This window comes from Ruegeria sp. CJ2 (assembly GCF_056536745.1).
Genome location: NZ_JBQFQF010000006.1, coordinates 160,401 through 182,467 on the forward strand (window position 1 = coordinate 160,401; position 22,067 = coordinate 182,467).

General features: G+C 58.4%; 20 protein-coding genes. 12 read left to right on the forward strand and 8 right to left on the reverse strand.

The features are described from left to right. Positions 1-28 precede the first annotated feature (28 nt). The gene (locus ACR0MS_RS10830) at positions 29-769 is read left to right on the forward strand and encodes a YbaY family lipoprotein (RefSeq protein WP_480572332.1); all 741 of its coding nucleotides are present in this window, start codon (positions 29-31) and stop codon (positions 767-769) included. Between the two features lie 11 nt (positions 770-780). Here ACR0MS_RS10830 and ACR0MS_RS10835 read toward each other — a convergent pair whose 3' ends face one another. The 4 genes from ACR0MS_RS10835 to ACR0MS_RS10850 all read right to left on the reverse strand — a co-directional run bounded on the left by ACR0MS_RS10835 (position 781) and on the right by ACR0MS_RS10850 (position 5,907). Beyond that, the gene (locus ACR0MS_RS10835; RefSeq protein WP_480572329.1) at positions 781-2,442 is read right to left on the reverse strand and encodes an FAD-binding dehydrogenase; all 1,662 of its coding nucleotides are present in this window, start codon (positions 2,440-2,442) and stop codon (positions 781-783) included. A gap of 11 nt (positions 2,443-2,453) precedes the next feature. Beyond that, complete coding sequence (locus ACR0MS_RS10840; RefSeq protein WP_480572326.1) at positions 2,454-3,311, reverse strand: bile acid:sodium symporter family protein; 858 nt, start codon at positions 3,309-3,311, stop codon at positions 2,454-2,456. A 72-nt stretch (positions 3,312-3,383) separates the two neighbouring features. Continuing rightward, complete coding sequence (locus ACR0MS_RS10845) at positions 3,384-4,118, reverse strand: glutamine amidotransferase (protein WP_480572323.1); 735 nt, start codon at positions 4,116-4,118, stop codon at positions 3,384-3,386. A gap of 16 nt (positions 4,119-4,134) precedes the next feature. Continuing rightward, a complete protein-coding gene (locus tag ACR0MS_RS10850) occupies positions 4,135-5,907 on the reverse strand; it encodes an SLC13 family permease (RefSeq protein WP_480572320.1) in 1,773 nt (590 codons plus the stop codon). Between the two features lie 110 nt (positions 5,908-6,017). Here ACR0MS_RS10850 and ACR0MS_RS10855 point away from each other — a divergent pair, with 110 nt between their 5' ends. After that, positions 6,018-6,758, forward strand: coding sequence for a YebC/PmpR family DNA-binding transcriptional regulator (locus ACR0MS_RS10855; RefSeq protein ID WP_480572317.1), 741 nt, complete (start codon positions 6,018-6,020; stop codon positions 6,756-6,758). A 163-nt stretch (positions 6,759-6,921) separates the two neighbouring features. Next, complete coding sequence (locus ACR0MS_RS10860) at positions 6,922-8,196, forward strand: MFS transporter (RefSeq protein WP_480572314.1); 1,275 nt, start codon at positions 6,922-6,924, stop codon at positions 8,194-8,196. Here the strand turns inward: ACR0MS_RS10860 and ACR0MS_RS10865 are convergent. Further along, positions 8,187-9,092 carry a LysR family transcriptional regulator ArgP gene (locus ACR0MS_RS10865; RefSeq protein ID WP_480572311.1) on the reverse strand — a complete coding sequence of 302 codons (906 nt, stop codon included), beginning with the start codon at positions 9,090-9,092 and terminating at the stop codon, positions 8,187-8,189. The two genes, ACR0MS_RS10860 and ACR0MS_RS10865, sit on opposite strands and share 10 nt — an antisense overlap. 84 nt (positions 9,093-9,176) lie before the next feature. On the opposite strand from ACR0MS_RS10865, the gene ACR0MS_RS10870 reads away from it, so the two are divergent. The 6 genes from ACR0MS_RS10870 (at position 9,177) to ACR0MS_RS10895 (ending at position 14,955) form a co-directional block, all read left to right on the forward strand. Beyond that, positions 9,177-9,776 (forward strand): LysE/ArgO family amino acid transporter, encoded by a 600-nt coding sequence (locus ACR0MS_RS10870; RefSeq protein ID WP_480572308.1) that lies wholly within the window; start codon positions 9,177-9,179, stop codon positions 9,774-9,776. A gap of 40 nt (positions 9,777-9,816) precedes the next feature. Then, entirely contained in the window at positions 9,817-10,725 is a 909-nt protein-coding gene (locus ACR0MS_RS10875; protein ID WP_480572305.1) for a DMT family transporter, read from the forward strand. 89 nt (positions 10,726-10,814) lie between these two features. Then, complete coding sequence (gene betI, locus ACR0MS_RS10880) at positions 10,815-11,387, forward strand: choline-binding transcriptional repressor BetI (RefSeq protein ID WP_480572302.1); 573 nt, start codon at positions 10,815-10,817, stop codon at positions 11,385-11,387. Further along, positions 11,384-12,892, forward strand: coding sequence for a choline-sulfatase (betC, locus tag ACR0MS_RS10885; protein WP_480572299.1), 1,509 nt, complete (start codon positions 11,384-11,386; stop codon positions 12,890-12,892). Before betI ends, betC begins: the two co-directional genes overlap by 4 nt. 86 nt (positions 12,893-12,978) lie before the next feature. Further along, complete coding sequence (betA, locus tag ACR0MS_RS10890) at positions 12,979-14,637, forward strand: choline dehydrogenase (protein ID WP_480572296.1); 1,659 nt, start codon at positions 12,979-12,981, stop codon at positions 14,635-14,637. A gap of 78 nt (positions 14,638-14,715) precedes the next feature. Then, positions 14,716-14,955, forward strand: coding sequence for an HP1242/YdcH family protein (locus tag ACR0MS_RS10895; RefSeq protein ID WP_480572293.1), 240 nt, complete (start codon positions 14,716-14,718; stop codon positions 14,953-14,955). A 74-nt stretch (positions 14,956-15,029) separates the two neighbouring features. Here the strand turns inward: ACR0MS_RS10895 and ACR0MS_RS10900 are convergent, their stop codons facing one another. Both ACR0MS_RS10900 and ACR0MS_RS10905 read right to left on the reverse strand, forming a co-directional pair. Then, positions 15,030-16,430 (reverse strand): helix-turn-helix domain-containing protein, encoded by a 1,401-nt coding sequence (locus ACR0MS_RS10900; protein ID WP_480572290.1) that lies wholly within the window; start codon positions 16,428-16,430, stop codon positions 15,030-15,032. Between the two features lie 65 nt (positions 16,431-16,495). Further along, positions 16,496-17,701, reverse strand: a complete 1,206-nt coding sequence (locus ACR0MS_RS10905) for a multidrug effflux MFS transporter (RefSeq protein ID WP_480572287.1) — start codon at positions 17,699-17,701, stop codon at positions 16,496-16,498. A gap of 183 nt (positions 17,702-17,884) precedes the next feature. On the opposite strand from ACR0MS_RS10905, the gene ACR0MS_RS10910 reads away from it, so the two are divergent. The 3 genes from ACR0MS_RS10910 (at position 17,885) to ACR0MS_RS10920 (ending at position 20,476) form a co-directional block, all read left to right on the forward strand. Continuing rightward, the gene (locus ACR0MS_RS10910) at positions 17,885-19,417 is read left to right on the forward strand and encodes an acyl-CoA carboxylase subunit beta (RefSeq protein WP_480572284.1); all 1,533 of its coding nucleotides are present in this window, start codon (positions 17,885-17,887) and stop codon (positions 19,415-19,417) included. A gap of 101 nt (positions 19,418-19,518) precedes the next feature. Next, entirely contained in the window at positions 19,519-19,998 is a 480-nt protein-coding gene (locus tag ACR0MS_RS10915) for a DUF6497 family protein (protein WP_480572282.1), read from the forward strand. Positions 19,999-20,122: 124 nt separating this feature from the next. Beyond that, on the forward strand, positions 20,123-20,476 hold the full coding sequence (locus ACR0MS_RS10920; protein WP_480572278.1) for a hypothetical protein: 354 nt from the start codon (positions 20,123-20,125) through the stop codon (positions 20,474-20,476). A gap of 86 nt (positions 20,477-20,562) precedes the next feature. Here the strand turns inward: ACR0MS_RS10920 and ACR0MS_RS10925 are convergent, their stop codons facing one another. Further along, a complete protein-coding gene (locus ACR0MS_RS10925; RefSeq protein ID WP_480572275.1) occupies positions 20,563-21,714 on the reverse strand; it encodes a DcaP family trimeric outer membrane transporter in 1,152 nt (383 codons plus the stop codon). Positions 21,715-22,067: the final 353 nt, after the last annotated feature.

A 22,067-nucleotide genomic window follows, 5' to 3' on the forward strand; every position in this document is an offset into this window, starting at 1 on the left:
AAATGATTTTGCAGGAAGGAGCAAACGTATGCTCAAATTCGGATCTTCTGCCTTGGCCGTTGTCGCCATGTCCACGGTTCTGGGGGGCGTCGCGAGCGCCGGAACGATTGAAGGCACAGCCACTTACCGCGAACGTATCGCGGTTCCGCCTGATGCGACCCTGTTGGTCCAGTTGCAGGATGTCTCGCGCGCCGATGCGCCGTCGGTGACGCTGTCCTCGAAACGCTACGCACTGACCGGAGTGCCCGCCCAATTCGAACTGAGCTATGACGATGCGCTGATCCGGGACGGAATGCGGTATGTCGTGCGCGGGTCCATCTTTCAGGGGGACAAACTGCTGTTCACCACGGATACGGCCTTTCCGGTTCTGACGAATGGTGGTGGGAACACGACCGATCTGGTTCTGGTTCAGGCCCAGCCACAGGGGGTTGCCACATTGGAGAACACAAAGTGGACGGCGACCGGACTGAATGGAAAACCGCTTGAGACAGAAAAGCGCCCGGTACTGGCATTTGCCGAAGGCGGGGCGTTTTCGGGCAGCGGCGGCTGCAACCGGTTCACGGGTCAGGCCGAGATTATCGGCAGTCAGATTGACTTCCCGGACAATATGGCCGCGACCCTGATGGCGTGCCCGCCGCCGCTGGATGAGATTGAGCGAGAGTTCTTCAAAGCCCTGTCAGGCGTGACGGCCTATGCGTTCAAAGGCGACACACTCGTGCTGTTGGACAGTGCAGGACAGGCCGTCATCCAGTTCGCACGGGCGACTTGATCGCCGGACCATCAGGCGACGGCCCGTGAACGACCGGCATTGCGTCCAGAGAATATGCAGCCCCCTAGGAACGTGCCTTCCAACGCATTGTACCCGTGGTAGCCGCCACCCCCGAACCCGGCGACCTCGCCAGCGGCAAAAAGGCCGGGGACGACCTGGCCATCGGCTCCGATCATCTGGCTGTCGAGGTTCGTTTGCAGACCGCCCAGAGTTTTGCGGGTTAGAATGTGCAGCTTGACTGCGATCAGAGGCCCGTTGGCCGGGTCAAGAAACTTGTGCGGTTTGGCAGTGCGGATCAGACGATCTCCGCGATAGTTGCGCGCCGCCAGAATCGCCGCCATCTGCGCATCTTTGGTAAACGGATTGTCGATCTGTGAGTCCCGCGCTTCGATTTGGGCGCGCAGATGCGCTTCGTCGATCAGACCGCCGCCCATCTGGTTCATGCCACTGACCAGTTCGGTCAGCGTGTTGGCGACGATAAAGTCCTCACCGTGTTCCTTGAACGCTTCAACCGGGGCTGTGGCCTTCGAGCCGGTCAAAATGCGCTGCAACAGCACTTCGCGCCATCCGCCTTCCGTCATGTCCGGGTTCTGCTCGGACCCCGAGAGGGCGAATTCCTTTTTGATCACCTTCTGGGTCAGCACAAACCAACTGTATTCATACCCGGTTTTCAGGATTTCCTTCAGCGTTCCCAGCGTGTCAAACCCCGGCAGGCAAGGTGGTTTCATCCGGTTTCCACGCGCATCAAACCACATCGAACTTGGGCCGGGCAGGATGCGAATTCCGTGCGAGGGCCAGATCGGGTCCCAGTTTCGCACGCCTTCAGTGTAGTGCCACATCCGGTCGCCGTTGATCACATGCCCGCCAGCCTTTTCGCTGATCGCGATCATCCGGCCGTCAACATGGAAGGGCACACCCGCAACCATATCTTTCGGTGGCTCCCCCAGCCGGTCGCGGGGCCAGTTCTTGCGGACCATCTCGAAATTGCCACCGATCCCGCCGGAACTGACGATGACTGACGGGGCATAGATTTCGAACTCTCCAACTTCGTCGCGGTTGGTTTTGGCGCCGTGTTGAGCGGTGTCATTGGCCAAAACCTCGCCCGAGACACCCTTGGCGCATCCGTTTTGCATGATGATGTGGCTGACCTGATGGCGGAACTTCATCTCGATCAATCCGGCGTCGACATGTTCCTGCACGCGGCGGATGAAGTGTTCCAGAACGCCCGGCCCGGTGCCCCATGTGATGTGGAATCGCGGAACCGAGTTTCCGTGACCATCCGCATAGGACCCGCCGCGTTCTGCCCAGCCGACGATCGGGAACCAACGCAGACCCATATCATGCAGCCAAGGGCGCATTTCCCCGGCGGCGAACTCGACATAGGCTTCGGCCCATTTGCGCGGCCAGGCGTCGTCGTCCCGGTCGAACTGGGCGCTGCCCAGCCAATCTCTCATGGCCAGTTCGTGACTGTCGCGGATTCCCATCCGGCGCTGTTCGGGCGTGTCGACCATGAACAGCCCGCCAAGGCTCCAAAACGCTTGCCCGCCAAGAAAATGTTGCGGCTCCTGATCCAGTACGATCACCTTCTTGCCGCGATCCCCCAGTTCGGCTGCGGCGGCCAGACCAGCCAGACCAGCCCCTACGACAATGGCGTCAGCAGTATTGTTGGACATGAAAACTCCTCTCAGCGGCGGCGGAACCAAAGGATCAGGGGAAGGGCAACCGCATACATCGTGATCCCGTAAACGGCGGATGGAAGCGCAAGCGGGCTAAATCCGCTTTCCGTGCCAGTAATTAGCGCGGCCAAGGTTATTCCCAAGGTCGAATTCTGAATGCCGGTTTCGATTGAGACCGTCTTACTCTCATTCCACGACAGGTTAGCGGCGCGCGCCAAGCCAAGCCCAATCAGCAGCAAGGCGATATTCAGCGTGATCAAGCCTGCGCCCATTATGCTGAGGTTGTCCACGAACAACTGCCAGTTACCTGCAAGTGCAGCGACGACGATCAGGACAAACAGGACCGTGGCCAGTTTAGACAACGGCGCGTCGACCCGGTTGGCGAGCCCGGTTGAGAAATGTCGGATACTGACGCCGATGGCGACAGGCAGAGTGGTGATCAGGAACAGGGCGATGGCCAACCCGGTGATCGAGACTTCGGGCGCGTCCTCTCCCATAAAGTAGGCGATGGACCACGCGGCCAGAATGGGAACGGTCAGCATGGACAACAGGCTGATGACAGCCGTCAGGCTGACGGACAGGGCGACATCACCCTTGGCCAGTTTGGACAGGATATTGCTTGTGACCCCGCCGGGGCAAAAGCTGAGAAGCATGAACCCAACTGCGATTTCCGGCGGCAAGGCAAACAGCTTTACTGTCGCAAAGGCCGCAACGGGCAGCAAGATCACCTGTGATATGGCACCGATCGCAAACGGGTAGCCCCTGCTTAGAACACGGCGAAAATCGGCAACTTCCAGCCCGATGCCCAATGACAGCATGATGATGGCCAGCGACAGGGGCAGGCCGACATTTATTATGAGATCCAAGAACAACTCCTCCCAAAGCCGTTCCGGGCAGCCTATGCGAGGGGCGCGCGATCAGGCAACAGCGCCGTAGGGTCATCCATACCGTTGTGCAAACCGCCGCAGGATTTCGCGTGGCTGGGTGACGTCCGCCGCATGGCAGATGTCGATCAGGCGCTGGGCATCTTCGGGCGGGAAATAGCCGTGATGCTTGTAGATATTGATCCGTTCTTCAAAATCGCCCGCGTCGGCTTCGGGATGGAACTGAGTGGCATATACATTCTGGCCCCAACGGATCATCTGAAACGGGCAGGGGTCCGAGGCCAACAGGTGCACGCACCCCTCGGGCAAGGCCTGAACAGCTTCCTTGTGGCCAACAAAGGCGTCAAAGCGTGGTTCCAGCCCCGAGGTCAGCGAGTCCTGCAATCCGTCTTCCGTCAGGCGGCACGTGGATGGGCCGACGGGTTCGCCAAAGCGATCCTTGCTGACCTCTCCGCCCAGATGGGACGCCAGTATCCCCAAGCCGTAACAGCACCCCATAAATGGGTGATCCTGTGCGGTGATCTGCGGCATCAGCCCCATGATCGCCGCCTCAACCCGTGTATCGACCGCCGATTTCGTCGCCGGATCGTCACTGACGCAACCGGGACCGCCGCCGACAATCACGCCTGCATAGTCGGTCACGTCCAACCCCTCGGGCAGGTCTTCGCGGTCCAGCCGGATGCGGTGGGTTTGATCGGGCATCAGCCCCGTCTTGTCCAGAATCGAGGCATATTCAGCGTCCGATGCATCGGTTTCAGGGCGCAGTTGCAGGATCAGAAATCGTTTCATACGCAGCCTTTACCCGTCACAGAGGCCAGAACACAAGGATTGCCGGGACCGAAACCGCAACGATCAGAATCTCCAGCGGCAGACCCATGCGCCAGTAGTCGCCAAAGCGATACCCGCCGGGGCCCAGCACCAACGTATTGTTCTTATGTCCGATAGGTGTGAGGAACGCGGCCGAGGCTGCCACGGCGACCGTCATCAGGAACGGGTCGGGCGAAACCTCAAGCGTGCGGGCCATCTGGATGCCCACGGGGGCCGCGACGATCGCCGTTGCCGTGTTGTTCAGCACGTCCGACAGCGTCATCGTGACGACCATCAGCACCGTCAAAATAGCCCAGGCGGGCATTCCATTGGTGAGTTGGATCAGCCCGTTTGCAATCAGTTCCGTGCCGCCAGAGGTTTCAAGCGCGCTGCCCAACGGGATCATCGACCCCAGCAGAACGACCACGGGCCATTCGATATGGTTGTAGAGATCGGCAATGGGCATGATCTTGGTCAGTACGTAGGCAACGACCACCAGCCCCAGCGCAACCGGCAAGTAGATCAGCCCGACACTGGCCGCAATCACGGCAGCAGCAAACAAGCCAATCGCAAGCCAGGCCTTGTCATTGGCGGTGACGTTCAACCCGCGCTCGGCCAACGGCAGGCATCCGAGCCATTCGGTGACATCCGCACTCCGGTCGCGAGGGCAGAGCAGCAAAAGGATATCACCGGCTTCGACTTCGGTCTTCCGAACCTGCTGCGTGATCCTGCGGCCTTGGCGTGAGATACCCATGAGAACCGTGCTTTGACGCCACGCCAAGCCCAACCCTTGCGCGGTACGCCCGGTGATGCGCGCGCTCTCGGTGGCGACGACCTCGATCACTTCCAGCCCGTCGCCTTCGGCCGTCAGCAACTCCTGTCGCCGCGTGTCCGAGAAATTCAGGTTCAGCGCCGCGCGGAATTCGTCCAGCGCCTCGGGGCGGGCCTCCAGCACAAGCGCGTCGCCTTCGTGCAGGGTTGCATGTGCCGACCGACCATACCGCCGTTTGCCATCCCGGATCAGGCCGATGATGGCGACGTCTGACTTTTCGGCGGCCTCGTACAGTTCGCTGACTCGTTTGCCAATATGGGCCGAATCCGGTGGGATCGTCAGTTCGGCAATGTACTCGGCCAATGCCTCGGAGCTTTCTTCTTGCGGGCCGCGATTGGGGATCAGCCGCCAGCCAATCAACGAGACAAAAGCCAAGCCTGCAATAGCCGCCAGCCCGCCAACCGGGGCAAAATCGAACATATGGAACGGCTCGCCCAGTGTTTCCGCGCGGATCGAGGCAATAATGATGTTGGGTGGCGTGCCGATCAGCGTGGCCATGCCGCCCAGAATGGTTGCAAAGCTCAGCGGCATCAGCGTCAGCCCAACAGATCGCCCCGCTTTGCGCGCCGTCTGAATGTCGACAGGCATCAAAAGGGCCAGCGCTGCCACGTTATTCATGAATGCCGACAGGACAGCTCCGATTCCGCCCATCAAGGCGATATGCGCACCAAGGCCGCGCGATGCATCGACCAAAGTGCGCGTGATCATGAACACGGCACCCGACCGCACCAGCCCGGCGGAAACAACAAGAACCAGCGCCACGATAATCGTGGCCGGGTGGCCAAACCCGGCAAAGGCATTGTCTACAGGCACAACCCCAAGGACGACCCCGATCAACAGGGCCAAAAACGCCACAAGATCATACCGGTAACGCCCCCACAGCAGCATTCCAAATACAGTTGCAAAAAGGGTAAAAAGAATAATCTGATCTGTCGTCATGCCGACACCATACCCGCAAGTGGCCACCGGACAAGCCGCTCTCTTGATCCCGAGGCCCGCAAACGTCTATATGAGCGCCGAATACGCAATCACTATCACGAGGACGCACCATGGCAGGCCACTCCAAATGGGCCAATATCCAGCACCGCAAGGGACGTCAGGACGCCGCGCGGTCCAAACTGTTTTCCAAGCTGTCGAAAGAGATCACCGTCGCCGCCAAGATGGGCGACCCCGATCCCGACAAGAACCCGCGCCTGCGTCTGGCCGTTAAAGAAGCCAAGTCGAACTCGGTCCCCAAGGACGTGATCGACCGCGCGATCAAGAAATCGGTCGCAGGTGAAGGCGACGAATACGAAGAAATCCGGTACGAGGGCTATGGCCCGAACGGTGTGGCCGTGATCGTCGAGACGATGACCGACAACCGTAACCGCACCGCGTCGACTGTGCGCTCGACCTTTTCGAAAAATGGCGGAAACCTTGGCGAGACCGGCTCGGTTGGGTTCATGTTTGAGCGCAAGGGCGAAGTTGTTTACCCCACGACCGTAGGCGACGCTGATACCGTGTTTGAAGCGGCGATCGAGGCTGGTGCCGAAGATGTCGAAAGCTCGGACGAGGGTCACATCATCTGGTGCGCCGATACCGATCTGAATGACGTGTCGAACGCATTGGAAGCCGCACTGGGCGAGACAGAGTCGACCAAGCTGGTCTGGAGGCCGACCACAACCACTGAATTGGGTTTGGACGACATGCAAAAACTGATGAAACTGGTGGATGCACTGGAAGATGACGATGACGTCCAGCGCGTCACAACCAATTTCGAGGCATCGGACGAGGTTATGGCTCAGCTTTGATCCAAACCTGATTTGACCTGCGAAAACCCGGCTATTGGCCGGGTTTTTTGTTTGCGTTTTCTGGATGCTTGGCCGGTGCTGTTAAACTCGGTAAGCTGCGATGAAACGCAATCGACCCCTGGCCATTTTCGCGCCGCAGACGGGGCGCCACATGATCGAGTGAATGACGCGCAATCCCGCAGATACAGCAAAACGAAACATCCCCGTTCTGACTGGGCAGAGCATTCTGTCTCAGGTCGCCTGGACACTTGGCAGCCCGTCCATCGTTTTGCCTTTTCTCGCGGTTTCGTTGGAGTTGCCGATGTTCGTCGCCGGTGCGTTGGTATCGGTGCGGATGGTTGGCAGCATGATTTCCGACGTGTTCCTGGCCCAGCCGATTTCAGCCCGCGAGCGCAAGAAGCGCGGCATCGCGATGACGGAAATCGCAATAGGCGCATGCCTTGTTGTGGCCCTTGTCATTGCCGCGACCGGACAGGTTCCCCTTATTGCGATTGCCTTCGTGTCGGCGTTCTTTCTGATCGGTCTGATCGAAGAGATCCAATCGCTGATGTATACGGACCTTCTGGGCGACCACGTACAATCAAAGTCGCGGATGATCATGCATTATCTGCAACTTGGCATTGGTGGGCTGGGTGCCATCGGGCTGGCGCTGCTGGTTCACGAAATCACCAAGGAAAACCCTCCATTTTCGCGTCACTCCGCAATTATCGCGGTGTCGGTGACTTTCTTTGTGCTGTCTGGCCTGTCCATTTTGGCAATGTCCGAAGGAACTTCGCGGCCAGAAGCGGGCGGCCAAGACTTTGCCGTGCGAAAACGGAAGTTCACCGAAAATTTCACCGATATCGCGGCCATGTTCAACGAAGCTTGGTTCCGTCGTTATATGATTATGCGCCTGCCGCTTGTTGTGGTGTCCCTGTCTGTGCCGTTCTTTGCCCTGATTGCAGCCGAAGCACACCACACCTCGGCAAAGGGTCTGACCGCGATGATAATCTCATCGGCGTCAGGTTATCTGGTGTCGGCCCCGTTGTGGCAGTTGGTGAATATGAAATCGCATCGTGCGGTCATGGTTACCGGAAACCTCATGGTGGCCGTAACCGGAGCGGCACTGTTGTCCGTTCACTATTTGGGTGTCGATCACGACGTTCACCTGCACGCGGTCGCTTTGTTTATTGTGACGGTCGCCGTTACGGGCATCAGCAGCGCGCGAAAGCTGTACTTTCTGGACGTCGCGCCCAAAGATCAGCGCGTGAAGGGGGCGGCAGCAATCAAAAGCATCTGCCGTATTTCCGGGGTCATTCTTTCGGCGGCCCTAGCCGCGGTTGCGCATATGCACGAAGTGGGCTGGGCGATCCTGTTCATCGTCATTGTGAGCCTTTTTGCAGCCCTCGCATGCTATCGCGTGGTTGTTCCGCGTTCCAAAACTGTGGGTCAGAGTTGATCGGCTGCTTGCGTGTCTGGCCGAAGGGCGCGCTGGGCGCTTTTGAGCACAGCGGCGGTTAACGGCTTGAGCGCCGGTGCCAGAATGCGCCCGACCTGCCATGTCATGGGGATATCCAGCGGCGCATCTTCGACAAGCAAGCCCAGCCGCCCAACCGACAGGGCCGTTTCCACCAACCCAACCGGGTTCATCCCCCACCCCAAGCCGGCAATGGCTGCATCCACGAACCCTTGCGAAGAGGGCAGGAAGTGCGAAGGCGGAGAAAGGCGACGGCCTGTCTGACGCGCGATCCATTCCTTTTGCAAGCTGTCCTTGCGATTGAAGGTCAGGCAAGGCGCGCGGCTTAAGCTGGCTTCGTCCACACCGCTTGGAAACCATTTACGTAGGTATTCGGGGCTGGCGGTTGGAAGATACCTCAACGCGCCCAAGGCAATCGCATCACACCCGGCAACTGTTTGCCCTCCAACGGTTACCGCGGCGCTGACTTCGCCGCGCCGCAACCACTCGGCCGAGTAGTCTTGGTCGTCAATGACCAGATCGAACAGCAGGTCGTCGACCTGGGCCATTGCATCAATAAACCAGGTAGCCAGACAATCCGCCGGAACTGCGATGCGCACCCGCGCCGGACCTGTATTGCGATCCAGAGTCAACTCTCGGGCCAGCTTTGCCTCGAGCAGACCGATATCCTCGGCATGTTGCGCGATCCGCAATCCCATGGGTGTTGCCGTGCACGGTGTGCCGCGATGTATCAAAGCAGCCCCGACACGATCCTCTAAGGCTTTGATCCGCTGGGAAATCGCCGAGGGAGTTACAGACAGGTCGGCGGCGGCGGCTTCGAAACTGCCATGACGCAGAATAGCCGACAGTGCGGACAGGTGATGAGGGTCCAGAGTCATTAGAAAAACTTAACAAGGGTCAGCATCTTTAATTTGATAGATCGCGAGGATGCGCATAGTCAACGTGCAAACACAGGAGGTTTCATGACCACATCCCTGATCGCCGGTTTTGTGCTTGGCTTTAGTCTGATCCTTGCCATTGGTGCTCAGAACGCATTTGTCCTGCGTCAGGGGTTGCGGCGCGAGCATGTGTTTCCCCTGTGTCTGACATGTGCCGTGTCAGACGCTATCCTGATTGCTGCAGGCGTTGCCGGGTTCGGCACATTGGCGCAGGCTTTTCCCTGGTTTGAAACGGTCATGCGCTATGGCGGTGCGATATTCCTGACGTGGTACGGGTTGCGCAGCCTTGGCTCAGCATGGCGCGGCGGGGCCGTTATGGAGGTCGGGCAGGGGCAGTCGGCCAGCCTGAAATCCGTTTTGCTGACAGTGCTCGCGTTTACCTGGCTCAACCCTCATGTCTATCTGGATACGGTCGTTCTGATCGGCTCGATTTCCGCGCAATACGACGATCAGCTGTCTTTTGCGCTGGGAGCCATGTCCGCGAGTTTCGTTTTCTTCTTTTCCCTCGGGTACGGGGCCGGGCTTTTGTCGCCCGTCTTTGCCCGACCCAGAGCATGGCAAGTGCTGGATGCGGTAATCGGGGTCGTGATGCTGGCGATTGCGGCAAAGCTTATTGCGATGTGAAGGGTTGTTCCCGGCGGCAATTCAGTATTGAATCGTTAACATGACAACTCAAGCCGCCTCTTATCGCCCCGTCGCGGGCATGTTCTGGATGTTTGCCGCTGGTTTGGCGTTCGTCGTTATGACCGCTCTGGTCAAGTCGCTGGGATCGTCAATGAACCCCATTCAGGCGGCTTTTTTTCGGTTTGCGTTCGGGTTGGTCTTTTTGTTGCCCGCGCTGCGCTTAATCGTCACCACGCATCTGACACGCAGGCACGTTGCGATGTTTGGCGTGCGCGGTCTGGTTCACGCGGTTGCTGTCATGCTGTGGTTTTTTTCCATGACGCAAATCCCGCTGGCCGAGGTTACGGCCATGAACTACATGACACCGGTTTACGTCACGTTGGGCGCGGCCCTGTTTCTGGGTGAAAAACTGGCCTTTCGCCGGATTGCGGCGATCCTTGTCGCCATGATCGGGGTCGCAATCATCCTGCGCCCCGGTTTCCGTGAAATCTCGGCGGGTCATTTGGCGATGTTGGGGACATCCCTGATGCTGGGGGCGTCTTACCTGTTGGCCAAAACGCTGGTGCGGGACCTTCCGCCTTCGGTCGTTGTTGCCCATATGTCGATTTGGGTCACGCTTGCGCTGATCCCCTTTGCCGCCGCTGTCTGGACCCCGCCCAGCCTGTATGATCTGGGCGTTCTGTTTCTGGTCGCCAGTTTTGCGACACTTGGCCATTATCTCATGACGATTGCGCTTCAGGCGGCGCCTGTGGCCGTCACGCAGCCGGTGACGTTCCTGCAACTGATCTGGGCCACTCTGCTTGGGGCATTGGTGTTCCACGAGAGTGTCGACATCTGGGTCGTTGCAGGCGGAACATTGATTCTTGCAGCGGTCAGTTTCATTGCCTGGCGCGAAGCTGTTCTGAACCGCAGCAGCTTGACCACACCCAGCATCGCGCCCAAACTTTAAGCGTATAGCGGTCGAAAAACCGTTATTGATTGACGAGTCAATAAAAAGCGCCTAGCGTTTCCTCACCAGTAGCAGGTGAGGGGGCCGTGATGCCGAAACTCGGAATGGAGCCAATTCGTCGTGATGCGATCGTCAAGGCGACGATTGCCGAGCTTGGGTCCAAGAAATCCCTTGATGTGACCGTCAGCCAGATTGCGAAACGGGCAGGGATGTCCAGCGCGCTGGCCCATCACTATTTTGGTGGAAAGGACCAGATATTTCTTGCTGCGATGCGCCGAATTCTGTCTGATTTCGGAGCAGAAGCACGGGAAGAGCTTAGATCCGCTGCACCTGATGAACGCGCGCAAGCCATCATCCGATCTTGCTTTGCGCCGTCTTGTTTTACGCCGGATGTGATCGCTGCGTGGATGACATTCTATGTTCTGGCGCAAACCAATGAAGACGCGCTGCGCTTGTGGCAGATCTATCAGGCCCGTATCCGGTCAAATCTGATATTTGCGCTGCGGCCGCTGTTGTCTGATCCGGTCGAGGCGACTGAAAACATGATCGCGCTGATCGACGGGCTTTACATCCGCGCCGCGCTGAGCGCCCCGGAAGAGCCGCAACTGGCGGTCAATCATGCCATCCGGGTGCTCAACACCTTTCTCGAGGCTGAAAAATGACACAACCGAACATTCTGATCCTGATGGTGGATCAGCTGAACGGGACCCTCTTTCCAGACGGCCCCGTCGAATGGCTTCATGCTCCGAACCTGAAAAAGTTGGCTGATCGTTCAACGCGATTTGCCAATGCGTATACGGCCTCGCCATTATGCGCGCCCGGACGGGCAAGCTTCATGTCCGGCCAGTTGCCCTCTCGGACCGGTGTTTATGACAACGCGGCTGAATTTTGCAGCGACATCCCGACCTATGCGCATCATCTGCGCCGGGCAGGGTATTACACCTGTCTGTCTGGCAAGATGCATTTTGTTGGCCCCGATCAGCTGCACGGGTTCGAGGATCGCCTGACCACCGATATCTACCCTGCCGATTTCGGCTGGACGCCGGATTATCGCAAGCCGGGTGAGCGGATCGACTGGTGGTATCACAATATGGGCTCGGTGACGGGTGCGGGCGTGGCTGAAATCTCGAACCAGATGGAATATGACGACGAGGTCGCCTACAACGCCAAGGCCAAGCTCTATGATCTGGCGCGGGGCAAGGATGAGCGCCCTTGGTGCGTGACCGTCAGCTTTACCCATCCGCACGATCCCTATGTGGCGCGCCGCAAGTACTGGGACCTGTACGAAGATTGCGAGCATCTGATGCCCGAGGTGTCCGACCTTGGATACGACAATCAGGACGCACATTCGAAACGGATTTTCGACGCCAATGATTGGCGCAGTTTCAACATCACCGAGGACGACATCCGCAAGTCCCGCCAAGCCTATTTTGCAAATATCTCCTATCTGGATGACAAGATTGGCGAGATTCTCGAGGTGCTGGACTCCACGCGCCAAGAAGCGATCATTCTGTTCGTCTCGGACCATGGGGATATGCTGGGCGAGCGGGGTTTGTGGTTCAAGATGACCTTCTTCGAAGGCTCGTCGCGCGTGCCGCTGATGATTTCAGCCCCTGACCTTCCGGTTGGGCGAGTTGATACGCCTGTTTCAACCATCGACGTGACCCCGACGCTGGGTGCGTTGGCCGGTGTCGATATGGCCGAGATCGCGCCGTGGACCGATGGTGAGGACCTCGTTCCGCTGGCGCAGGGGGCAGAGCGCACGGCCCCCGTTGCAATGGAATACGCGGCCGAGGCGTCTTATGCCCCGCTGGTGTCGTTGCGCTATGGCAAGTGGAAGTACAACCGCTGCGCGCTGGACCCCGATCAGCTTTTCGACCTTGAGGCCGACCCGCACGAGTTGGATAACCTCGCGGACAAGCCCGAGCACGCAGGCACCCTGCAAACCCTGCGCGCCAAGTCCGAGGCACGCTGGGATCTGGACCGCTTTGATGCCGACGTCCGCGCAAGCCAGGCCCGCCGCTGGGTCGTGTATGAGGCGTTGCGGCAGGGCGGCTATTACCCGTGGGATTACCAGCCGCTGCAAAAAGCGTCCGAACGCTACATGCGCAATCACATGGACCTGAATATCGTCGAGGAAAGCCAGCGCTTTCCCCGCGGAGAATGACACACTGACTTAGAAATACCCCCTTCGGTATCGCTGAGATTGTTTGACGAAAATCTCAGCGCTGAAGCGGCAATGGAGACCCGAAAATGGAAGCAGATTTCGTCATCGTCGGCGCAGGTTCCGCAGGCTGCGCGATGGCATATCGACTGAGCGAGGCCGGAGCCTCGGTTCTGGTTATTGAACATGGCGGCACCGATGCCGGCCCGTTCATTCAGATGCCTGCCGCGCTCAGCTATCCGATGAACATGGCGCGCTACGACTGGGGGTATCAGTCGGAACCCGAGCCGCATCTGAATAACCGCCGTCTGGCCTGTCCGCGCGGGAAGGTGATAGGGGGATCGTCCTCGATCAATGGCATGGTTTATGTGCGCGGCCATGCGCGGGACTTTGACACCTGGGCCGAGATGGGCGCGGATGGCTGGTCCTATGCGGATGTGCTGCCCTACTACAAGCGCATGGAAACGTGGCACGATGGCGGTCATGGTGGCGACACCGCGTGGCGTGGCACCGATGGTCCGTTGCACGTGTCACGCGGCCCGCGCGAAAACCCACTGTTCAAGGCGTTCGTTGATGCGGGTCAGCAGGCCGGGTACGAGGTCACGGGCGACTATAACGGAGAAAAGCAGGAAGGCTTTGGCCCGATGGAGCAGACCGTCTGGAAGGGACGGCGCTGGTCGGCGGCAAATGCTTATCTCAAACCCGCTCTCAAGCGCGAGAATTGCGATATTGTCCGCGGTCTTGCCTCTAGGGTTGTTATGGAGCATGGCCGGGCAACTGGCGTTGAACTGATCCGGGGCGGCAAGAAGGAGATTATCCGCGCGCGGCGCGAGGTTGTTCTGGCGGCTTCGTCGATCAACTCGCCCAAACTGCTGATGCTGTCGGGGATTGGTCCTGCGGCGCAACTGGCCGAGCATGGGATTGAGGTTGTCGCTGATCGCCCCGGTGTGGGGGCGAACCTGCAAGACCATCTGGAACTGTATATCCAACAGGCGTCGTTACAGCCGATCACGCTGTATAAGCACTGGAACCTGATTAGCAAAGGTTTGATCGGGGCGCAGTGGCTGTTTACCAAAACCGGGCTTGGGGCATCGAACCAATTCGAAAGTGCGGCCTTTATTCGGTCGAAGCCAGGGGTCGAGTACCCCGATATCCAATACCACTTCCTGCCGATCGCTGTGCGGTATGACGGGCAGGCGGCGGCCGAGGGGCACGGATTTCAGGCGCATGTGGGGCCAATGCGGTCTCCGTCGCGTGGGTCTGTAACCTTGCGTTCGGCACGGGCCGAGGATGCACCTGTGATCCGCTTTAACTACATGAGCCACGAAGAGGACTGGGAAGATTTCCGAACCTGTATCCGACTGACGCGCGAAATATTCGGGCAGGAGGCGTTCAAGCCGTTCGCAGGAAAAGAAATTCAGCCCGGCGCAGGCGTTCAAAGTGATGAAGAGCTAAACGGCTTTATCGCCGAGCATGCCGAGAGCGCGTACCATCCCTGCGGCACCTGCCGCATGGGGCGGGCGGATGACAGGAATGCGGTTGTAGATCCTCAGGGTCGTGTAATCGGGGTAGAGGGGCTGCGGGTCGCCGACAGCTCGGTCTTTCCGCAGATTACCAATGGCAATCTGAATGCGCCCTCGATCATGGTGGGCGAGAAGGTCTCGGATCATCTTCTGGGCCGTGACCCTTTGCCCAAGGCCAACGACCGGCCGTGGATTCATCCGCAATGGGCGACTGCGCAGCGGTAATTTGATCCGCGTCAAAGCGGGGTATGGGAATCATCTATAGACCTGAATCGCAACGACATATTCAAGGAGCGAACAGGAATGTCCCACACCCCGCATGAACTGGCCGAAGAGTTTCCGGACAAAGTTGAACTGATGAGCCAGCTCAAGCAATCGGACGCGCATTTCGCGCGGCTGGCAGATGAGTATCATGAGATCAACCGCAGCGTTCACCGCGCGGAAACCAATGTTGAGCCGATGGAAGATCTGGCCGAAGGCGAGCTGCGCAAGAAACGCGCAGCCCTGAAGGACGAGATCTGGTCGATATTGTCGAAAGCCTGATCCAAAAGGCGGGGGCTCTGCCCCCGTCGCGGCAGGCCGCGACTCCCCCGGGATATTTGATTGCCAGGTGAAGATCAGGTGACTTCGTAGGGCAGCGTGCCACGTGTATGCGCGTCGATGGACAGACGACGCTCCAGCGGTGGAACAGAGCGTTGATGGCAATTTTGACGTTCGCAGATGCGGCAGGATATGCCTATGGGTTCGTATGCGCTGGCGTTGTTGATATCCAGGTTGTCGGCGTAGACCAACGCCTCGGCGTGGCGCACTTCACATCCAAGGGCAATGGCATAGCGGCGCACCGGCGCGCCAAACGATCCCCCGGATTTGGACACGTCACGCGCGAGGGAGATATACTGGACGCCATCCGGCGTTTCGGCGAGCTGTCTGAGGAAGTGGCCGGGCGTTTCAAAGGCGCGGTGCACGTTCCACAGGGGACATGCCCCTCCGAACCGGGCAAATTGAAGTCGGGTGGCGGAATGGCGCTTGGTGATCGTTCCGGCCTGATCCACACGCACGAAAAAGAACGGAATCCCCTTGGCGCCGGGTCGTTGCAGCGTGGAAAGCCGGTGGGCGACCTGTTCAATCGAGGCCCCAAAACGGTTGCTGAGCAATTCCAGGTCGTGCCTGTATTCCTGAGCCGCGGAAAGGAATTTTCCATACGGCATCAGGGAGGCCCCGGCAAAGTAGTTGGCCAGACCGATTTTCGCGATTGCGCGGGCCTCGTCGCTTTGAAACTTTGCAAAATCCAGTGTCGCTTCGAGCAGCTTGTCCTGGTCGATCAGGGCGACCTGCAGCAATAGTTGGAACACCTGTGTCTGGGGCGCAATGCGGGATGACAGGAAAAGAGTTTTGCTGTCTGCGTCGTATTTCCGCGTTTCCGCGATATCTGGAAATTGAACTCTGATGCCGCGCTCGCCCAGGCTTTCAATGGCGGCGGTGCGAATATCGCCGGCGTCTGACGCCCGGCTGGAAAACCTCTCGGCGGCGCGGTCGACGGCGTCGATGTAGTTGTCGCAGTAATGAAAGAAGTCGCGCACTTCTTCCCAGGGGCTTGCCTGTATCTGGGCGTCCTCACGTCCCAGCGCTTCGTCCAGCGAGGCCAGTCTTTCGTGCGTCTGCCGGTAGGTGCGGTGCAGTGCGATAAACGCGCGCGCAAGCGCGGGCGCATTCGAAGCCGTCAGACGCAGGTCGGCCAGAGGCGGGGTCGCGTCATCGAACACCGGATCTGCCAAGGCCTCGCGCATGTCCGACACAAGCCGTTCACTGTCACCTGTGCTGAGTTCGGTCACGTCCATTCCAAACTCTTGCGCCAGAGCCAACACAACCGTCGTGGATATCGGGCGGTTGTTGTTCTCCATCTGGTTTAAGTACGGCAGCGAAACGCCCAGTTTGGTTGCGAATTCTTTCTGGGTCAGCGCCAGGCGTGTACGCATCTCGCGCAGCTTCGCACCAGCATAGAGCTTTTGGGTCGCCATGGCGTGCCTTTGCAACTTTTCTGTCGCGCTAGGCTAACTTTGCAAACTAAGGGGTGCAAGCTGTCTTATAGGCCCAATTGACGCTCGCGCCGGATCACCGTTGCGATTGCGCAAACAGCGAGTAGCGCAGTGGCAAGCATCAGCCACAACAGGGGCATCGCGCCGGTTTCATGCGTCAACAGAGTGCCAGCCAGTGCGCTCAGGCCAGCGCCGCCGCCGAGCATGATGGCACCGCTGAGGCCGGAGGCTGTGGCGGCCAAATGGGGGCGCACGGATAGGGCGCCCGAAGTGGCGTTAGGTATCGTCATGCCGTTGCCAACGCCGACGAAGGTCATGAAGCCAAAAAAGCTGAGCGCCGTGCCAAAACCGGCAAGAAACAATATGACAGACAGCAAGACGCCTGCGGCGCTCAATACGCATCCCCATAGAACCATTCGATTAACGCCAAATCGAACTGAGTACCGACCGCTGATGAAGTTCCCGAAGAAGTATCCGATGGCGGGTGCGCCAAAGTAAATTCCGACTTCGGATGCGGTCAGGCCAAACAGCTCGGTGCCGATAAAGGGCGCGCCGCCGAGATAGGCGAAAAAGGAGCCTGAGGACAGGGCGGATGACAGCGAATATCCCCAGAACCGCGGCGATGTCAGCAATTCAGGGTATTCCTTGAACTGTTGCCCCAGCGTCTTGCCGCTTTTGGCACTGGTTTCGCCAAAGTCTATGTACACCAGCAGGAGTGTCAGCGCACCCAGCACAAATGGCAGCCAGAAGTTTGCCTTCCAGCCGAAGCTTTCCTCCAGCAGACCGCCGACGGCTGGGCCGATCATGGGGACGACAGCCATTCCCATCGTGACATAACCGATCATTGAGGCGGCTTGGTCTTGATCAAAAAGATCGCGGACGGCGGCGCGGCTGAGTACCATCCCAACGACAATGACCGCCTGACACATGCGGAAAATCAGGAACACCTCGACATTCGGTGCGTAGATGCTGCCGAGTGTTGCAATCAGGAACAGGGACAATCCCCAAAGAAGAACTGGTCTGCGACCGGCCTTGTCCGCGATGGGGCCGATCAAAATCTGCAGAACTGCGTTCACCAACAGATACAGGGCTATCGACAGCTGCATGACCTTGTAGTCCGCGTCGAAATACAGCGCCATATTCGGAAGGCTGGGTAGAAAAAGGTTCAGGCTAAGCGCAGACAGCCCCGACAAAAGGACGAGGGTGGTAATGGTAGGGGGCGAGCGTCGCGCCGAGGATGAACTGAACTGCATAGTTCGCGTGTATAGTGGGCAGCGTCGCAATTACCATCCGTCTTGCCGAATTCGATACAATATTAGCAAATTTACAATTTTCTGAGATGATATTTCCAAAGTTTTGCAAATTTGCCGAATGATGCTTTGGTCCTTGGGGCAATGCGTATAGGGTCCCGTCAAATTTCAGAGGGGATCATCGTCATGAAAGACATCCTGACCGAACTAGAGAGCCGCCGCAACGATGCCCGTCTCGGGGGCGGACAAAAACGTATCGACTCGCAGCACGCCAGGGGCAAACTTACTGCGCGTGAGCGGATCGAGTTGCTGGTGGACGAAGGCAGCTTTGAAGAATTTGACATGTTCGTCAGCCACCGTTGCACCGATTTCGGGATGGAGAACCAAAAGCCCGCTGGCGATGGTGTCGTGACCGGATGGGGCACGATCAATGGTCGCATGGTTTACGTGTTCAGCCAGGACTTTACCGTTTTTGGCGGGTCGCTTTCGGAAACCCACGCCCAGAAAATCTGTAAAATCATGGATATGGCGATACAGAATGGCGCGCCGGTGATTGGTATCAATGACTCGGGTGGCGCGCGTATTCAGGAAGGCGTCGCGTCGCTGGCCGGTTATGCAGAAGTCTTTCAGCGCAACATCATGGCCTCGGGCGTGGTGCCGCAGATCAGTGTGATCATGGGGCCATGCGCAGGTGGTGCGGTCTATAGCCCGGCGATGACCGACTTTATTTTCATGGTCAAGGACACGTCCTACATGTTCGTGACGGGCCCTGACGTGGTGAAAACCGTCACCAACGAGGTCGTCACGGCCGAGGAGTTGGGCGGTGCTTCGACCCACACGAAGAAGTCATCGGTCGCTGACGGAGCGTTCGAAAATGATGTTGAAGCGCTGGCCGAAGTGCGCCGTCTGGTCGACTTCCTGCCGCTGAACAACCGCGAAAAGCCACCGGTTCGCCCCTTCTTTGACGAACCTGACCGGATCGAGGCGTCTCTGGACACGTTGATCCCGGACAATCCGAATACCCCTTACGATATGAAGGAACTCATCACCAAAGTGGCGGATGAGGGGGATTTCTACGAGATTCAGGAAGACTATGCCAAGAACATCATCACCGGGTTTATCCGCTTGGAAGGCCAGACCGTTGGTGTGGTCGCAAACCAGCCGATGGTCTTGGCAGGCTGTCTGGATATCGACAGTTCCCGCAAGGCAGCTCGGTTCGTGCGCTTCTGTGATTGCTTCGAAATTCCTATCCTGACGCTGGTTGATGTGCCGGGCTTCCTGCCGGGGACCAGTCAGGAATATGGCGGCGTCATCAAACATGGTGCCAAGCTGCTGTTTGCCTATGGTGAGGCAACTGTGCCGAAGGTTACTGTGATTACCCGCAAAGCCTATGGCGGCGCATATGACGTTATGGCGTCCAAGCACCTGCGCGGGGACTTTAACTATGCGTGGCCCACCGCCGAGATCGCCGTGATGGGTGCCAAGGGCGCGACCGAGATCATTCACCGCGCCGACCTGGGGGATGCTGAGAAAATCGCACAGCATACGCAGGACTATGAAGACCGTTTTGCCAACCCCTTTGTTGCTGCTGAGCGTGGGTTCATTGACGAGGTGATCATGCCGCAGTCGACGCGCCGTCGCGTGTCTCGGGCCTTTGCCAGCCTGCGGAACAAGCAGCTCAAGAATCCGTGGAAAAAGCACGACAATATCCCGCTGTAAGGTCTTGGTGCAGAACAGGTTGCTTGGTTTGAGGACAGGACTCGGATCAAGTGACTAGGCTTAATGAAAGTCAAGTTTGACTTTGAGGTCAAAGCTGTTAAATGAATGTGGTTATCGGAAATAGGAAAGCGCGGGCCAAAAGCCATGCGCGCGCGACCCCAGAGAGAGGAGCCTGCCATTGGCGGGTCTGGGGTCGCGCCTTTATTCTGATCCTTCTTGGACAGCCTTCCTTCGCAGAGTCTTCGGCGCTGTTGCCGGTCCCGTCAGGCCAGCCCGTACACCTGAGCGATGTTCTTCTGGACAACAATCCCGGAGAGCTGTGGGTGCGGTTTCGGTTTATTGCGCCCAAGATCGGGTCCGACGTGGGACGAATTGGCTATGACGTTGCATCCGTCGATATGGAGCATCTATGCCAGACACTGGCCGTCGCCTACGTTGCACAATACGAGCTTGAACCGGCCCGTGTCGTTATTTCCCTGTCTGATCGACCCACTGAATTTGGCCGCTCATCCCCTGATGCCACGCAGTTTTTCGAGGCCTACCGGCTGGAACAGTCTCAGTGTATCTGGGAGGGGCTTTGACCATGATGACCGCGTGTAAACCAGTCAAAGCGTTTCTGACCAGCAAAGACGCTATGGGGGTGTTTGAAATGGCTTCGTCCTGCAACGGATGTGCGTTTTGTTCTTATTTTCGCGAGGTGGCTCAATGCTGAAACATCGAGGTTTTCCGGGCCGCCTTGCCGGAACGGATTTTCAGTTCACCATCCGTCGGGCCAATCCCAAGGGGGTGACCCCGATTACCCGGCGCGAACGGTTTCGCGACCGCAAACCGGCCGACAGACGCGCGGATACGGCTTTCATGCAGGCGCTATGGGAGAATTTTGGCGATCAGCCCTTCGAGCGTGGAAATCTGGATGCCGGACGGCTGAGCTGGCTGTTCCAGCGCGAGGTGATCCCGGCCGAAGACCCGTTTGATCCCGCCAGCTATGACGCGCTTTTGATGATTGACGTCGAGGCTGCAAGGCAGTCGTTTCCCGATATTTTCGATGGGGGGCGCTGATCGTGCCTTTGGCCGCCACATATCTGCGGACGTCAGGTCCCGATCGGTTGACCCCGCCCAGCGTGGGGCAGGGTCAGGGTCGTGCGTCAGAAGTTCAGCTGTGCGGCCACCTGAACACGGTTGGCGTCGAACGTCCGTCCGGTAGGGGCGTCGTTGCGTTCGCCATAGATGTATTCGGCGCTCAGCGTCAGGTTGTCTGTCGCCTGATAGAAGGCGTTGACGTGTATCGTCTCAAGCTCGGTGAAGGCCAGCGTACCTGTCGAGGTCGCCAAGTCATAATCTTCATAGCCGTAGGCGATACCGACATTCCATTTGGGGGTCAGCTGCTGACGCAGTTCGACGGTGAAACCGTCAACGTCATTGGCTTCGCCGCCGACAACCGCGTCACCAAGGCCGATCAGCCACGGGCCAAGCGCCTCGCCGGTGACGTAGTTGACCTGGAACAGGCCACCTTCCCACAGACGCGCCGAGCCCGACAGGGTCAGACCGGTCTGATCGACTTCGACACCGCCACCCTCGGCCTTACCGTAAAGCAGGGCGCCGCGCGCGATGAACTTGCCGTCATTATACTCGGCCGAGGCCGTCAGGACCGGGTCATCCGAATTCGAACCGCCGACATTTTCCTCGATGGACAGCGCGAACTCAGCGTTGCTGGAGAACGAATTCGTGTAACGCACCTGCGGAACGCGGGCGAAGGCAATACCAACCGGGCCGTTGAATTCGACCGAGGTCGGGTAGGTGTCCAGCGGCTGGAAGTTGGTCCAGAACTGACCAATCAACCATTGTTCGCCAATGCGGATATTCGCGTGACGCAGGCGCAGTTCGGCGGCCCCTCCGCCAGCGAACAGGTCAAGTTCCAGTTGCCCGCCGATATCGCCAATCGCGCTGGGCGTACTTGTCAGAAGCCCGAGCCGCGATTGCCGAACGGTTGCGCCGAAGGTACCGCTGGTCGCAGCAGAAGGCTCACCTACGACGTTCACGAAGGCCGTGTCGCCCTGATCAAAGTCAAAGTCGTAGAAGAAGTCGGCTTTGACATAGCCGTACAGGTCCAGGGTCGTGTTCCCAATCCGGAACTCACCGGGGGTGGAGTTAGGGTCTTGAGACTCCAGCGCTTCGATCCGGAGGCGCAGATTCTCCAGCTCAGCCTGGGTTTCTGCATCTTGCGCCAAGGCCGGCACGCCAGCCGCGCAAAGCGCGCTGGCAGCAAGCAGGCGAGCGTATTTTCCCTTTGTTTTCATGGGGATAATTCCTTGTATGCGAGTGTGCAGGGCCAAGGTTTCACGCATGCATTTCAGAGGGAAATCACCAAGTCGGGAGAATTTGAGCCGAAATTCTCATGCGACTGTGTTATTTCGTTCGCCGATTTTCACGGCCCGGTGAACGGAACCGCCAACGCGTTGCAAAACATGGGTTTTGTAGTCTTTGCATCTGCAGCACGCTGTGAAGTCAGTTCGGCTCGAGGTATCGAATTGAGATCACCGTGTAACAGCTATGTGACGGTCTGCGCGGCGTCTGTGAACAGATTTTTGCATATTCTCGTCGGCGCATATTTGCGCGTGGTTTCAATGCATGGGCAGGATTCAGCCGGAAA

Coding starts and splice junctions, on each gene's coding strand:
- ACR0MS_RS10830 (WP_480572332.1), top strand. CDS start 29: ATGCTCAAATTCGGATCTTCTGCCTTGGCCGTTGTCGCCATGTCCACG.
- ACR0MS_RS10835 (WP_480572329.1), bottom strand. CDS start 2,442: ATGTCCAACAATACTGCTGACGCCATTGTCGTAGGGGCTGGTCTGGCT.
- ACR0MS_RS10845 (WP_480572323.1), bottom strand. CDS start 4,118: ATGAAACGATTTCTGATCCTGCAACTGCGCCCTGAAACCGATGCATCG.
- ACR0MS_RS10850 (WP_480572320.1), bottom strand. CDS start 5,907: ATGACGACAGATCAGATTATTCTTTTTACCCTTTTTGCAACTGTATTT.
- ACR0MS_RS10855 (WP_480572317.1), top strand. CDS start 6,018: ATGGCAGGCCACTCCAAATGGGCCAATATCCAGCACCGCAAGGGACGT.
- ACR0MS_RS10860 (WP_480572314.1), top strand. CDS start 6,922: ATGACGCGCAATCCCGCAGATACAGCAAAACGAAACATCCCCGTTCTG.
- ACR0MS_RS10865 (WP_480572311.1), bottom strand. CDS start 9,092: ATGACTCTGGACCCTCATCACCTGTCCGCACTGTCGGCTATTCTGCGT.
- ACR0MS_RS10870 (WP_480572308.1), top strand. CDS start 9,177: ATGACCACATCCCTGATCGCCGGTTTTGTGCTTGGCTTTAGTCTGATC.
- ACR0MS_RS10875 (WP_480572305.1), top strand. CDS start 9,817: ATGACAACTCAAGCCGCCTCTTATCGCCCCGTCGCGGGCATGTTCTGG.
- betI (WP_480572302.1), top strand. CDS start 10,815: ATGCCGAAACTCGGAATGGAGCCAATTCGTCGTGATGCGATCGTCAAG.
- betC (WP_480572299.1), top strand. CDS start 11,384: ATGACACAACCGAACATTCTGATCCTGATGGTGGATCAGCTGAACGGG.
- betA (WP_480572296.1), top strand. CDS start 12,979: ATGGAAGCAGATTTCGTCATCGTCGGCGCAGGTTCCGCAGGCTGCGCG.
- ACR0MS_RS10895 (WP_480572293.1), top strand. CDS start 14,716: ATGTCCCACACCCCGCATGAACTGGCCGAAGAGTTTCCGGACAAAGTT.
- ACR0MS_RS10900 (WP_480572290.1), bottom strand. CDS start 16,430: ATGGCGACCCAAAAGCTCTATGCTGGTGCGAAGCTGCGCGAGATGCGT.
- ACR0MS_RS10905 (WP_480572287.1), bottom strand. CDS start 17,701: ATGCAGTTCAGTTCATCCTCGGCGCGACGCTCGCCCCCTACCATTACC.
- ACR0MS_RS10910 (WP_480572284.1), top strand. CDS start 17,885: ATGAAAGACATCCTGACCGAACTAGAGAGCCGCCGCAACGATGCCCGT.
- ACR0MS_RS10915 (WP_480572282.1), top strand. CDS start 19,519: ATGAATGTGGTTATCGGAAATAGGAAAGCGCGGGCCAAAAGCCATGCG.
- ACR0MS_RS10920 (WP_480572278.1), top strand. CDS start 20,123: ATGCTGAAACATCGAGGTTTTCCGGGCCGCCTTGCCGGAACGGATTTT.
- ACR0MS_RS10925 (WP_480572275.1), bottom strand. CDS start 21,714: ATGAAAACAAAGGGAAAATACGCTCGCCTGCTTGCTGCCAGCGCGCTT.